Annotated in this window: 10 protein-coding genes; 3 read left to right on the forward strand and 7 right to left on the reverse strand. The window is 30.1% G+C overall.

The genetic code is table 11. From position 1 onward, the window contains the following. Positions 1-140 precede the first annotated feature (140 nt). Positions 141-404 (forward strand): DUF3146 family protein, encoded by a 264-nt coding sequence (locus P3F56_RS04535; RefSeq protein WP_281153583.1) that lies wholly within the window; start codon positions 141-143, stop codon positions 402-404. Between the two features lie 530 nt (positions 405-934). Here P3F56_RS04535 and P3F56_RS04540 read toward each other — a convergent pair. Continuing rightward, the gene (locus tag P3F56_RS04540) at positions 935-1,939 is read right to left on the reverse strand and encodes a Gfo/Idh/MocA family protein (RefSeq protein ID WP_281153584.1); all 1,005 of its coding nucleotides are present in this window, start codon (positions 1,937-1,939) and stop codon (positions 935-937) included. Positions 1,940-2,283: 344 nt separating this feature from the next. On the opposite strand from P3F56_RS04540, the gene P3F56_RS04545 reads away from it, so the two are divergent. After that, on the forward strand, positions 2,284-2,583 hold the full coding sequence (locus P3F56_RS04545) for a ferredoxin (protein WP_281153585.1): 300 nt from the start codon (positions 2,284-2,286) through the stop codon (positions 2,581-2,583). 2,070 nt (positions 2,584-4,653) lie between these two features. Here the strand turns inward: P3F56_RS04545 and P3F56_RS04550 are convergent. Beyond that, on the reverse strand, positions 4,654-6,153 hold the full coding sequence (locus tag P3F56_RS04550; RefSeq protein ID WP_281153586.1) for a helicase C-terminal domain-containing protein: 1,500 nt from the start codon (positions 6,151-6,153) through the stop codon (positions 4,654-4,656). A gap of 1,329 nt (positions 6,154-7,482) precedes the next feature. Then, complete coding sequence (locus P3F56_RS04555; RefSeq protein WP_281153587.1) at positions 7,483-7,668, reverse strand: PCP reductase family protein; 186 nt, start codon at positions 7,666-7,668, stop codon at positions 7,483-7,485. A 1,620-nt stretch (positions 7,669-9,288) separates the two neighbouring features. Here P3F56_RS04555 and P3F56_RS04560 point away from each other — a divergent pair. Further along, positions 9,289-10,014: a 2-phosphosulfolactate phosphatase family protein gene (locus tag P3F56_RS04560; protein ID WP_281153588.1), complete on the forward strand. Its 726-nt coding sequence runs from the start codon at positions 9,289-9,291 to the stop codon at positions 10,012-10,014. A 102-nt stretch (positions 10,015-10,116) separates the two neighbouring features. On the opposite strand, the gene P3F56_RS04565 is transcribed toward P3F56_RS04560, so the two are convergent. The 4 genes from P3F56_RS04565 to P3F56_RS04580 all read right to left on the reverse strand — a co-directional run bounded on the left by P3F56_RS04565 (position 10,117) and on the right by P3F56_RS04580 (position 13,926). Then, a complete protein-coding gene (locus P3F56_RS04565; protein ID WP_281153589.1) occupies positions 10,117-10,302 on the reverse strand; it encodes a hypothetical protein in 186 nt (61 codons plus the stop codon). A 1,293-nt stretch (positions 10,303-11,595) separates the two neighbouring features. Further along, entirely contained in the window at positions 11,596-12,822 is a 1,227-nt protein-coding gene (locus P3F56_RS04570) for an acetate kinase (RefSeq protein WP_281153590.1), read from the reverse strand. A 79-nt stretch (positions 12,823-12,901) separates the two neighbouring features. Then, a complete protein-coding gene (locus P3F56_RS04575; protein ID WP_281153591.1) occupies positions 12,902-13,081 on the reverse strand; it encodes a hypothetical protein in 180 nt (59 codons plus the stop codon). A 518-nt stretch (positions 13,082-13,599) separates the two neighbouring features. Further along, positions 13,600-13,926 carry a hypothetical protein gene (locus P3F56_RS04580; RefSeq protein ID WP_281153592.1) on the reverse strand — a complete coding sequence of 109 codons (327 nt, stop codon included), beginning with the start codon at positions 13,924-13,926 and terminating at the stop codon, positions 13,600-13,602. Positions 13,927-14,254: the final 328 nt, after the last annotated feature.

The following is a 14,254-nucleotide window of genomic DNA, read 5'->3' on the forward strand; positions in this document are numbered from 1 at the left end:
ATTTAAAACCACCTATAAAGTGATAGTAATCGATGAAGTATACACCGACTTTAAGGCAATACAATCACGTTTCTTTTAAAGAATCCCTGTATCTTTTAGCATGGGGAGTATGTCAAAGCAAATTACAGGTTAACGTTATTGTGAATTCTCAACGTCGATCAGAAACCATCGCTTATGTCCGCATTACTCAGCAGTCTTGGCAGCATGGCCAAATTGAAGGAGAAGTTAGGGCTTCTCAGTATGAATGGCGATTTAAATGGTGTTTTCAGCGAGGTCATTTATCGGTTCACCCAACCCTAGGACGAGCTTTAATTTATGAACCGTTGGGGCGTTTTTTAGAAAACTGTGACTATCAGCTAGAACCAGGGGGGGACTATCAGTTTACAGTGCGAGCTGAACTTTAATCTTAATCACCAACAAAAGAATTTTTCAGAAAAACTTTCAATTAATCTGAATTAAAGTCCAATATCTTTTAGATTAAAAATGTTTATCTCTAAATAAAGAATAAATGGTTTGCAATGGCTTTTGCAGAAGTCTACGGTGTGGTTGTGGTTTTAATTACAGGAGGAATACTTATAAATACTCAAGCAAAAAAAGCCAAGATAACCGCCTAAAAGTACCGGTCCAAAGGACTTAAAATAGCACAAGTTACTTTTCCAAAAGTTTACTAATAACTCTAGCCAATACTGAATGTATAATCTATATTATCTAATGTATTGCGATAGCAATGTTGCTGTAATCGAGTTTTTTGAGTGCAGATACTTTCTCTTTTAAAGACAACACAATTCTCTATTTTTTAGACTTGAATAATGGCAACGGTAACTCTTATCACGATGATTTATATGTTAATTGCCATCAATCTTTGAGTATCATAAATGGTATTTCATACATCACAATTAAATTTGGGGTGGACAATGGCCATCCCATGGTTTTTTTACTCAACATTCAATTTAGAGCCCAATTGAGAAGACTGGTAAGCAATATCAGCAACTTGCAGGGCATAAAGACTTGATTGGGGGCTAACATAAAGAGGAATTTTTCCAAACAGATGATCTAAAATTTGTTCAGTATCTTGGGCAAATAAACCGCGACGACTGCTTAATTCAATGGTTTTAGTACCTTCTTCCGTAATTAATGTCCCTAAATTACCGACAAATTTCAAGGTTCCGCTACTTCCATATAATTCAAAAGTTCGTTCACTCTTCCAAAACACTTCTCCTTTACTATATATTGAATCAACTTTTAACTGATCATTAAACTCCAATTGAACATCGCATAAACAAGCTGTGAAATATCCTTCTTCTGGAGCATCCCAATAGCGAACGTTAGAGGATACGCTAGATACTGTACCAAATAAGTCAGTAAAGCGATGAATATGAGGTAAAGCAGCTATCATAGGAAAGCCAAACATCTCTCGATGATAAGTCCAACGGCGTGGGGCTGGTTTTTGAGAGGTGATTGTTGTATAACGACCATAGAAGACTTGACCTAATTGAGGAAGATATTGACGAGTTTTTTGATGCATTCCTCCCAAGAGTTCAATATGTTCGATATGTAAGAGTTTTTCTTGTTGAATGGCTAAGGATAGTAACTCAGATCCTTCAGCAAAATTGAGAGCTAATGGATATTCTAAAATTACATGTTTTCCAGTTTTGAGGGCCGTGCGAGCGATCACGGCATGATCTTGGTTAATGGTACAAATAACTACTAAGTCAATTTCTTGATGGCTAATCAGTGTTTCCCAAGACTCACAAGTAGAAATACCGTAAGTTTGTCCAAAAGTAGCTACTTTGTCGGGAGTATGTCCTGTGACACAACACAGTTGTGATCGCTCGTCTTGAAGAAAAGTTTCTGCTCGTTTCTGGGCGACATATCCTGTGCCAATAATGCCAATTCTTAGGGGCTGCGAGAGGGAATATATCTTCCTTATTGAGTTCATCGTCTACTAACTAGTACATTGTCTGTAAGTACGGATCATCAATTATAGTCATAACTATAATTCATAGTAATCGATTAAGGATTTTTGAGGACAGTTTTCTGATATGAAATCAATCAAATTAACTTGAAGATAAGATAATAAAAAATTGTTATTGAGCTAGATTATGGTATTTATATTCTCTAATAAAACATAAGATTAACTTATGTTAAGTTTATTTAAAAATCTCATTACTAATCCTTTCCTAACTCTGGTTCTTTTTCCCTTAGTATCAGAGAATAAGACTTGCAATCAAGTCTTGCTCAATAACAGTCAATAGCCGCTTTACTTGAAAAGAGGAATTACATATGGCCACCTACAAAGTTACGTTGAAAAACGAAGCAGAAGGAATCAACACCACTCTCGAAGTACCTGATGATGAGTACATCTTGGACGTAGCAGAAGAGCAAGGATTAGATCTTCCATTCTCTTGCCGTGCGGGTGCTTGCTCTACCTGTGCTGGTAAGATTGTTTCTGGTACTATTGATCAGTCTGATCAGTCTTTCTTAGATGATGACCAAATTGAAGCAGGATTTGTTCTTACCTGTGTTGCTTATCCGACTTCTGATTGTACTATCGAGACTCACCAAGAAGAATCTTTATACTAGCTCTTTAACCAGAGTCCTGCACCCATTAATTTTGACTATAATTGAGTACGGTTCAGCAGGGATATGTTAGGCTATAATCCCTGCTTTATCATTTTTTTTCATTTACCGTCAATTTTTAAATGAAAAGTAAGTCAATTTATTAAAAGCTACCTAGTAACTGATCAAGACAGGACAAAGACTTTAGTAAAAGTTCGCTTCTGAAATTAGTCGTAGTTATTTTTTGTAACTGCTTATAATCAGTTTTACTTTACTAATTACGAGGCAGGTCCTCAACACGAATTCAATATGTTGGTTATTTAGGTTTGCTCAGTTGCTCTTTAATGACTGTCTAAATAGTTTACTGAGAGATAAAATAAGTGATTGAAATATATAGTAATAGTCCTTACTTATCCCCATTGATAATGAGGATAAGTAAGGACTACTACATCTTTAACTAGTTCTGTCGCTGAAATTGTTTGTCCTACTTAGATAAAAAATATATTCTCTCCTTTTGTAAGAATTTTTTAACTGTGTTGTTAAAAATATATAAATAATTATAACTATTAAAATAGCCTAAGTCATCGGTTCTTATCTCTGTTTGCTGTTTACCCTGATTTATAATAACTTCAAACAAAAATTGAAGTTTAATCTTAATTGAAGTTTAATCTTAATAGTTCCTGTTTTATCAGTCTGTGAAGTAGGGTTAAGTTTTTTTAAAATTATCTCCGCATTAGTTAAAGTCTTTCCTTTAATATTTTTCTATAAAAAAATTGATGTTTAAAGGTGATAATTTAAGAAGCTATTTTAGTCATTCTATAGGTAGAATACCCTAGGTAAGTACTAGGTTTATATTATGCTTTATTTTTTTTCTAAAAGATATTTTTACAGTTTTTAACTGTGCCAACTATTAAAGTCTAACTCTAATAAAAATTGCAATTGTGCCGAGACTAGAAATCTTGTGAATAAAGGAAGATTTTTAAAGTTGCTCCTGTCAAAACAAATTTGAGAAATTGAATTAGTTTACTAATCTGATAAAGAGGTAAACAATTTTTATTGTTTACCTCTTTATCATTTAAAGATTTATTGAACATTTAACTGAAATTATATAGAGTTATCCAGGTATGAACAGTTAAATATTTTTTGATAATGATCTGTCAGTAGGGATTATGATAAGGTTTTTATTTTTAAAAATAAAAGTATTATTACTCCTAATTGAAGACAATCAATTTTGCAAAATATGGAGTCTATTCTTCCCTTAAATTAAATTAAACCAAATTAAATACTTATTTCTATCAAGAATTAGAAAAAAGTATTCTACAATACTAGATTAGATTATAAAAAATAGCTAAAAACTAATAATAATTTGATTTAAATAAAAAAATGCTAGAATATATTTCAGTTTTTAATATAAATTAAATGTTTTATGACGTTTTAAGTTAGCTGATAAAATTTAAATTATTTTTTCCTAAAAAACATTTCTATAAATAGATTTACACATAAGTAAATAGTTATTTAATAAATAGTTTAAGTAATCTTCATTGGTATCACTAAACTAGTAATTAATCCAAAACAAAATAGGGAAATTTCTAGTGATTAATGTTTCAGCCAAACTTACAATATGTTTTTTTAACCAATTTCTGTTTCAAAAACAATCGCTGATTTTACTACAAAATTCCTGATCATCCTTCTTGATAAAATCATTCTAATTGAACTAAATCTGAGACGGATTTACCAAAAGCTAAAGTAGTAAAGTGAGCGCAACATAATCATACCGTAATACTAAATATTTAGAGGTGGTAGAGGCTGTTAATAAATTTAATAAGCTCTAGTCTATCAACGACATCAAGCTAAATCTTAGCTTCTAATAAACTTAATCCATTATCATCATCTAATCGCAACTTAACTCCTCTTGTTTAAGACATCAATCAAACTTTCAAAAAATATAGTTTCTGCCTCAATCTTATTCACTTTCTTTTTCTATTTAAAAGTTTTTAAATCTTGACTATAACCCCAGTACTACCTCTCTAAAACAGACTTTTATGTTGGTAATAAATAACAATAAAGATCGATTAAATAGAGCATAACAAATAATTAATCTTGGAACCAACTAACATCAAGATAATTTATTTTTGCATATGGTTCTAAAGCTGTTAATATTCGACTACCATAACTTCGATAGTTGACTCGATTATCCAATAAAGCCACCACCCCTTGACATTCCCGTAACGGCATCACCACTCGTTGAATTATTTTCAGAGCTGTTGGCAAAAGATAGAAGCGAAACCAATCTTTATGTTGTTTTTTATAAAAGCTAACATGGGCAGCCACTAAAGGATTTTCTAAGGAAGGAATTGGCAAAGTCGCCATCACTAACAATTGAGGGACGGGCAATTCTTCATGATTATGATGCCAAAAGTCCCAACCACTAATTAAAATTCCATTATTAGGAATTTGAGTTTTTTCAACTTGTACCCGCGATCCAAATTCAGCTGCTAAAACTGTTCCAACTCGTGCTTTTAAGGGCATATCATCAATTAGAATAACAATCAGTTGTGAACGATGACAACATAAAGTAACAAGATGACGAACTTGGTTAAGCATTACTCCTTGAAATTCAGGTGTATTTGGCATTGGTAAACGATCACAAATATATAATTTAATAAATTCATTTTGTCGATTGGGAGAGAATCTAAGACACAGAACCTCATTTTTTAATCCAATACTATCACGGTAAGTTGTTGCAGTTTTATCCTCATCTAGAAACCCTCCCATCAAAACAACAGGGGATGTTTGCCAAATTGACTGTAATATGGAACCTACTTCCAAGGGACTACTATGAAGGAAAAAATCTTGAATTTCATAATCTATAGAAGCCCAAAGCAACTGATTTTTTGCTGATATTTTTTCCAAAAATTGTTTAAAGGATGAGTCTCCTTTAAGTACTTCTCCTAAATGTTGCAGAGTATTGTATTCCTCTTGGGTTAAGAGATAACATTGATAGGGATTAATGGAACGGCTTAGAATTTTTTTTGCCAGGTAAAGACGCACCTCTTGAATTAAATTGCCATAGGCCGAGTAGTTTTTTTGCAATTGTTGCCAATCGTGAGGTTCAAGGGTGCTAGTAAAGTATTCCCTTGTCCAGTATTCTAACTCATCAGCATTATCGATTAAAGTAGGAATTTCAAGGGAAAAATAACTTTTTTTTTCTATATGAGTACTTAACCAAGTTTGGGGAGAGACCATTAATATTCCCCGAAAATTATCCCAAGTTAATCTCTCATCTTCTGTATGAATAACTTGATCAGTTTGTAACCACTTTTGTAATTTAGGAATAATTCCGGTTAATAATTTTTCTTGAAGTGTGGAAGAGGCGACTAATAAAACAGGGCGATCACTCAATAATGCTGGCATTAAGTAACTACATCCATAACGGGATACTGTACTCCCAGTTTGAATAATTGCTGAACGTCCCAAGCGCAAACCCCTTGAGACTAATCTTGCCATGGTTAGATGGTGATCCCATAAAGGCAGTCCTTGCTGGCGCAAAAACTCTCGCAGTGAGGCATGGACTTCTGCTTCAAGTAGGGTCATTGATAATTATTTTTTCTACTAAAGTAGATCCTAACATTTTTATTAACTATGTACAATTGATTTTGAGTCTAAAACTAAAATTTTTTCTAAGTTTTATTCTTTATATTTTATTCCTAAGTTTCATGACAATTAACTAAAAGATTAATCTCCAATCAAATATTTTTTATACTTAATACTTTTTTTATAAAAGTCATCTATGAATTCATAATATATTAGTTTTTGCTGTTTTATAAATAATTTATGTGTATTAAATATACAGATATAAGTCAACCTTAAAAAGTAACCTAATTTATATTTTTTATATACTCTTAATTAACGTAGGGTGTATTATTTTTTAGCAATTCAAAAAATAATACATAAAAACTTTTTTTTTATATTTTATTTAGCATGAAAGTTTTGGGAATTATTAGTTACTAATTTATTAGACTTGGTCTAGTAGAGCTAATTTATACTATGTACTGCTTTAATTAAGTTTTTTAAAGAAATTTATTGGAGAAAGACTTCATTTTATCACCTCGGTCTAATCATATCCATCTTCAAATATCCTTTCGACAATTTTATAGACTTTTATTTTGATATTATTCTGTTCGTCTAATATTTATTAAGTTTTAAACTAAGAGTTGTAAAGAAAATAAATATAATTTTCTTTTTTTATTATCTCAATTTAGCTTTAATTAAATTATTATCTCTGCCATATTTTTAGTTTATTTTTTAAACCTGGCTTAATTATTGTTATTGTCTTTATTTCTCTTAGTTGCTATTTTTACTTCTTTTTTTCTAATCTTACGGACTCTTTCAGAAGTTAATTTAACTTTTCTATTTTTTTAAACCCTAAGATAGAGGTTGACTATTGTTAAGTCGTTTCATCTTTTTCTGAGGGCTCTTCAAGATGCTTGATATCTTCCTCATTCTAAGTTCTTTGCTCTTTTTTCTCCACTGCTCGGTGAATTCTACAATAATTTGGCTTCTTGAATAATCTATCTAGAGATTATTTTTCTAATTATGTTTTTTGATAAATTCACCCAACCTGCAGTTTCTGCAATTCTCTGTTTTCTTGCATTTGAATACAATATCTCTACTCTTGTGCTCGTTCCGGAGAAAATTTTCGGGTCGTAAGTCAACTTTGATAGTTTCTGCTTTTCTAATTGTATTAGTTTAATTTTTAGGCTGACTAGTACCTAGCAACTACCTTTGTTTAAGTCCTTTTGTATTTAATACTGCTTTAAGCTCACCCACTTGGCATGGCTTAAACACACCCCACAACTGTCTTAAGATTTAGCTAACAAACAGTCTTTTCAAAAAAGAAATATTTCAAGTTTTTTAGAAAAATTACTGTCCAACTTCTAACCGAACCTGTTCGACTATTTCAACCGTAACATCATCAGAACCAATCTTCCTGGCAAATGCTTCGATGCGTTGACGGGCTTGAGTTCGCACAAAAAAAGGAATATTTTCTAATTTTCTCTTAGCTCCGGGAGTCCAATGTAGGACGTCGCCTAAATTAATTTCTTCCATTTTTGTCTCCAAAAATTACTCTACTTAGACAGACATCTTAATCAATTACTCTCCTAAAAATTGCCTTCTTAATATAAATTTAACTTTTAAAGTACTTATTAACCGGATAAAACTCCAATGAATGAAAAGTTCTATCTAATTATTTTTAGCTCAATTTTTGCTATTATTAGTGTGTTAATCTACTTAAAGTAAGCTATAAAGAAGTTAAATTAACTTCTGAAAGAGTCCGTAAGATTAGAAAAAAAGAAGTAAAAATAGCAACTAAGAGAAATAAAGACAATAACAATAATTAAGCCAGGTTTAAAAAATAAACTAAAAATATGGCAGAGATAATAATTTAATTAAAGCTAAATTGAGATAATAAAAAAAGAAAATTATATTTATTTTCTTTACAACTCTTAGTTTAAAACTTAATAAATATTAGACGAACAGAATAATATCAAAATAAAAATCTATAAAATTGTCAAAAGGATATTTAAAAATGAAGATAATTTGGCTTATTTATACATAGAGCATTGTATAATTTATCTTTTGTGTTTATGTATAGCTGTTTACTTACATCGTCAAAAATAATTAGAGTGATTATATACCTTTACCGATTTTAAAAAACATAATTTTAACAGTTAAATAAAGGTTCTATTGACCTTATTATAAAGGGATAATTAGTAAAATTTTAAAACGGAATACTTGTAAATCTACAATAAATAAAACTTCTAAATTTATGAGCTGTAATTCTAATTAATCCTAATTAATTATTAGTAGTTTATACTTTTTTTTGAACTATTTATTAAAAAATAAAAACTATAGGTATTTAAATCTACATCTATTACTTTTTCCGCAAAATAAGTATTTTTATACTAATTAGCAATAATAATAGGTTGTACTTGTCCTACTTTTTTAGTAAAAAGACATGAATTACTCTTTTTTTAAACTTATATCTTTTTAAGAGAACTTGTAAAGTTTTATACACCTGGTTTAATTTGACTTTTTGTTCTTTGCTTAAATCCTCTTCATTTTTAAGTGCCAAATATTTGTTAATAGATTTTTGATTAAATAATTGAGGTTATTTCTTTTATATTAAAATGTAATATCAAATGTTACACTAAATATTTACATTAATTAACTGACAATGTTTAGCACAATCTATAATATTTAAAATTAGTAATTTCATGCTTTTTCTGAAAAAAATTGGCAAATATCAACTATTTTATCTGTTTATTTACCTTGTTTTCGGTGTTTATAACATTAAGCTAAAAGCTGGTTACTCTTGAGAAGCATTTTATTGATAAGAACATTTTATCTTTAATTTTTTTAAAAAAATAGAATTAGTTTAGTTAAACAAAAAGAATTATGTATCCTCTGATTTAATCAGATTTAATAACCTGAGATTGTCTTTAGCCATTCTTATTAAAAGCTTTAAAGTTTAATTGAGAAGTCAAGTATCTTAAGTATAATCTATTTAATTACTTTTATCATTAAATAGATTATTGGCGATTATTTTAACTAATTCTTTCAGACTTTATAAATCACCCCAAACTTATATATAATCTTCAATTTTTTAAGAGAATATGTAAATTTTGTGTCCATTTCTGTGCTCTAAAATTTAACTACTATAACACAATGAAGCTTTTTGTTTACCACACCCCTGAACTAATTCCCCCCAATAATTTACCTGAATGTGCCGTCGTGATCGATATTTTACCGGCAACAACTACGATAGCCACTGCCTTAAATGCTGGTGCAGAAGCAGTACAAGTGTTTAGTAACATTGATAACTTGAGAGAAGCCAGCGATTGCTGGCTCCCCAAAAAAAGCCTTCGGGCTGGTGAAAGAGGGGGAGCTCAAATAGAAGGGTTTGATCTAGATAATTCTCCACTCGTTTGTACTCCTGAAATAGTAGGGGATAAGCGGCTATTTTTGACTACTACTAACGGCACTCGTGCTTTGCAAAAGGTGAAAAACTCGACCACTGTGATCACCTCTGCTATGGTTAACCGTCAAGCAACTGTGCGCTATTTGTTAGGTTCCCAGCCAGAAACCATTGGTTTAATTGGCTCAGGATGGCAGGGAGGTTATTCTATCGAAGATACGATGTGTGCAGGGGCGATCGCCCCTGCTTTACTGTCGGCTAATGCCATAATTGTAGGGAACGATGAAGTTATCGCCGCAGTTGCCCTTTATACCCAATGGAAAGAGAATTTACTTGAACTATTTAGTCAAGCAAGTCATGGTCAGCGATTGCTAAGAGCAAATCATGAAGAAGATTTAATATACTGTGCTAAAACCGATGTTATAGAAGTGTTGCCAATTCAAAAAGAACCGGGCGTTTTAGTGAAATTATCCTAGTTATTTTTGTAAAATCGGGGAACTCATAAATTGTTAAAAAGTTAGTGATTTCAATAAGGTTAAATTAATATAACTGAGTTTGAAGATGCTCTAAAACACAAATTAGTAGAAGAAATTTATGTCCATCGCGTTACTGTAGCTATAGCGGAAAATTTCTTCCATTGGGTTTTTAACACAAACGATAGCATAAGTCATCATGGGAGTAGACCGATTAAAAAGAATTCTTTTTAATCGGTCTACTCCCATGATTGGTTGGTAGGGGATACGACAATTGATCTCAAACATCATTTCAAACTACTTTTAATTGCTACTATTCATACCACAGAATATAGCCGCAGTAATAGTTTACATAGAGAAAATCAACACTATATTGCCAGTAAGAAAGAAATGCTTATTTAAAATACTTGACAGATAATTATTCGTAATATCATATGTGCTAATAATTACGATGGTTTTTATACTCCTTGACATAAAATTGATGTTGTTTTTAATGGTATTCGCTTTGAGAAGAAATAATAATATCTTGACTTTTATTATTTTAATTTTTATTTTTATCATAAAACTCACATAATAAAAAAATAATTTATGTCTTATTCAATGCAGCAGAAAAAGTGCTTTTTAAACTTCAAAATTATGCATAATAAATATTTATTAGTAGCAGTAATACTGATAATTTATAAACCCTAGTTTAGCAGTTAGAGATTTAGAATAAATAGAATTTAACTTGGTTTTGATCTAATAAAAAAATAAATAAAGTTTAGACTGTTTCTGATTGTGCAGTCTTTCCTAGTTTATATTAATCTTTTAGTATTGCTGCCCTAGAAAGTTTAGTAACTAAAGTTTCTGTTGTAGTTTCGTATAGATAAGGATAACTAGAGGTAGTTTGATAGACAAAAACTGGTATTATTTTTTATGTTAACAACCCTGATTGTTTAGAATTTTTTTGATTTACTTTTATTAAACACGATAGTTAATCTTAATACTTATTAAGATTCATAAGAGTATTTTTATTGACTAAAATTAGCCTAAAATAATAAAAAAGTCTATTAATTGCTAAACAAAAATTATTAACTACTTGGAGCTAATAGTTTATATGGTAATAAGAAATTTTATAATTTCATCGAATAAGCAAAGGTATCAATAAGTTAATTTAACAAAAAAAACTTTTATTGCTTAATTACATAAGATAAAATATCTGTACGATCAGACTAATACAATTTTTTAAATTTAAATATTTATTAGTAGAAAGTCTATTAATAAATATTTAAATTAGCATATCTTAGTTTTAGAATAAGTAGGTGAACTTCAATGAATGTAAAATATAAAACTAGTAATCTCTAGATGCCAGTCTGTTTAAAAATTCAGCTAATGCGATCAAAAAAGCAAGAACTATAAAGTTAGCTCACGCTTAAAAATAACTTCTAGAATAGGAGTAAAAGCAGAAATATTATGTTTAATATATAACATATATATCTTTTATGACTATAAAATTAGGATAAGCATAGATGAAATAATTCCATACAACTTCTGTATTCTTAATTATCGATTGTGAGAGGAAGTAGTTACATGATATTTTATCTATCAAGGTAAAGATATTTGATTAAATATTTTCCAGCATTCTTGAGCGATTGCCCAATTTTCTTCGGTATGAATAACGAGAATTCTTACAGTTGAATCATCGTCTGCAATATCGGTATTTACCGGAGAATTATTGTTTTTATTAGGGTCTAATTTCAGTCCTATAAATCCAAACGCTTCACAAGTTTTTTCACGTACAATAGCTGAATTTTCCCCCACTCCTGCAGTAAAAACTAATGTATCTAACCCCCCTAAACTGCCTAACATTGCTCCTAAGTGCAATCGCAGACGATGAATATACATATCAAAAGCTAATTGTGCGCGGGAATTCCCTTCATTAACTGCTTGAATAATAGATCGCAGATCAGCAGAAATGCCTGAGACTCCTTGAAACCCCGATTCTTTATTCAACATCGTATTTAATTGATTTGCCGTAAAGTTATATTTGCGTATTAAGTGAATTAAAATAGCAGGATCAATAGAACCACTACGGGTTCCCATCATTAATCCTTCAAGAGGAGTAAATCCCATCGTCGTATCAATACTGATTCCATTCTTGATCGCTGTTAAGGAACAACCATTGCCTAAATGACAGGTAATTAATTTTAAAGATGTTAGAGGTTTATTTAAAATTTGAGATACTTTTTCGGCACAATATTTATGACTGATTCCATGAAAACCATAACGACGAATCCCCTTTTCTAACCATTTATAAGGAATAGGATAAGCTGCTGATTTTAGTGGTATATGGCAATGGAAAGCAGTGTCAAATACTGCTACTTGTGGAACATTTTCTAATATCTGTTCAATAGCTTGTATCGCTTTAATATGCGACGGATTATGGGTCGGAGCTAGTGGAATTAAGCGGGCGATTGCCGCTTTTACATCTGGAGTAATTAAAGTTGCTTCAGAATAATCTGTGCCTCCATGAACTACCCGATGACCGACAATATTAATATCTGAAAAATTTTTAATTACTCTTGTTTTTCCTTGAATTAAGGTATTAAGCATTTGGGATATTCCTTGACAAGGATAATCATAGTTTATATAATGATTTTTTCTAGTTCCATTAGCTTTAACCGTTAAAATGCCTTGATCTCTAGCTACTGTCCAATCAATATTAGCTTCCCAAATTGGTTCTATAGAATGTTCAGGCAAATAATTATTAGTTAAGTCATATAAGCAACTTTTTTGACTACTTGAACCTGCATTAATGATTAAAATTTTCATGGCTTGTTTATTTATTAAATTTAATATTATTTTATCTTTAATGAAAGTTTTTCTAGGTTAAATTAAGTTGATAAGAAACTCAAAGTAGAATCTTTAGAGACAGTGTAACCCCAGAAACTATATTTCTCTCATTTAATACTGCATTAGGAAAATATTGAGCAATGTAGTACCAATGAGAGACAAATACTTGACGTTTATAACAATAACAACGATCAGTTAATAACCCTAAATTAACTCCATTATTTCGACATCTTTCCATGTTAGCTTTGAGAATATCTAAATTATCAGTTTTATAATAAATTTATATGACAAAATATGTTGCTAAATTTAAAAAATTACTTTGTCTTTCATCCCATCCCCAAAAGAAACAATCGTTAGCTATAAATGCAACTGATTTAAGTTCTTAATTTCCCGATATTTTTCTTATCTATATCATTTTTACTGTAATTATATTAATTTTTTGCTATTATTTTGCTATTATATTAATTTTGAAAACTTAGCTATTTTAGTTCTTGATCAGTGATATAGAAAAATATTTATGTTATAGTGCTTTTTTGTTTATTTTCCAATTTTTAAAAAAAATAATATTAAACTTCTACAAAAATTTACTTGATCAATATCTATACTGTCCTCAAAAAATTGTTCTCAGAAAACTTGATAGAGAACATGAATAAAATTAGTGTCAAAACAATTGAAACTAAAATTTAATCTATTTGTTGTAATAAATTAGTGATATTTTACAAATTATCGATTTACTTTTTATCTATTTGTTTTCTATCACGACTTACTATGTCTAAACTTAGCATGAGCTATTTTGAGTTTTAAAAAACCTCCTAATCCAGCCATTACTAAGAAAAAAAGAACAGTAATAGATTGGGGAATAGCCAAAGAAATAATTGAATTTTGCACCTCAAAAAGAGTCTGAGCTCCTGATGGGACAGACTCTTTTTGAATCAACTTTGCAGGAGTAGTTTTTAAATGATTGTGGGTTTCAGCTTGGTGCAAGTTAGTATAACTATGAACATTGAATATCAAAGAACTGCCTATGGTTAAAACAAGAGTAGCAGCAGAAGTTGCTACTATGAATTTATTGATTACGGTCATTTGTCTAAAAATCTTAACAAGTATAAAGTATCTTGGCGGACATTATATACGACTGTTTAAATACACCACTTTTTCTTTAGTTTTTTTTTATATTTTAATTAATTTAATATGTATTAATAGTTTAAATATCTGAAATGTGTTCCCTTACTACTGAATAATATTTGGACTTTGTATTTTTGCAAAACTAAAATTTTTATGCTGAATCTATTTTTGTGATTAAAGTTTATTAAGTCATTTTTTACATTACAAATGTACTAAATTTTATACTAAAAGACAGAAGCAGATTATCAGTTTGTCTATGTCGTTTTCAAAAAACTTAATTAGTTAT

The sequence above is a fragment of the cyanobacterium endosymbiont of Epithemia clementina EcSB genome, assembly GCF_029919255.1.
Lineage (GTDB): Bacteria > Cyanobacteriota > Cyanobacteriia > Cyanobacteriales > Microcystaceae > Rippkaea.

What these genes read in the sequence shown, in the direction of transcription:
- P3F56_RS04540 (WP_281153584.1), bottom strand. Translation starts at nt 1,939, where the DNA reads ATGAACTCAATAAGGAAGATATATTCCCTCTCGCAGCCCCTAAGAATT.
- P3F56_RS04555 (WP_281153587.1), bottom strand. Translation starts at nt 7,668, where the DNA reads ATGGAAGAAATTAATTTAGGCGACGTCCTACATTGGACTCCCGGAGCT.
- P3F56_RS04545 (WP_281153585.1), top strand. Translation starts at nt 2,284, where the DNA reads ATGGCCACCTACAAAGTTACGTTGAAAAACGAAGCAGAAGGAATCAAC.
- P3F56_RS04580 (WP_281153592.1), bottom strand. Translation starts at nt 13,926, where the DNA reads ATGACCGTAATCAATAAATTCATAGTAGCAACTTCTGCTGCTACTCTT.
- P3F56_RS04565 (WP_281153589.1), bottom strand. Translation starts at nt 10,302, where the DNA reads ATGATGTTTGAGATCAATTGTCGTATCCCCTACCAACCAATCATGGGA.
- P3F56_RS04560 (WP_281153588.1), top strand. Translation starts at nt 9,289, where the DNA reads ATGAAGCTTTTTGTTTACCACACCCCTGAACTAATTCCCCCCAATAAT.
- P3F56_RS04550 (WP_281153586.1), bottom strand. Translation starts at nt 6,153, where the DNA reads ATGACCCTACTTGAAGCAGAAGTCCATGCCTCACTGCGAGAGTTTTTG.
- P3F56_RS04570 (WP_281153590.1), bottom strand. Translation starts at nt 12,822, where the DNA reads ATGAAAATTTTAATCATTAATGCAGGTTCAAGTAGTCAAAAAAGTTGC.
- P3F56_RS04575 (WP_281153591.1), bottom strand. Translation starts at nt 13,081, where the DNA reads ATGGAAAGATGTCGAAATAATGGAGTTAATTTAGGGTTATTAACTGAT.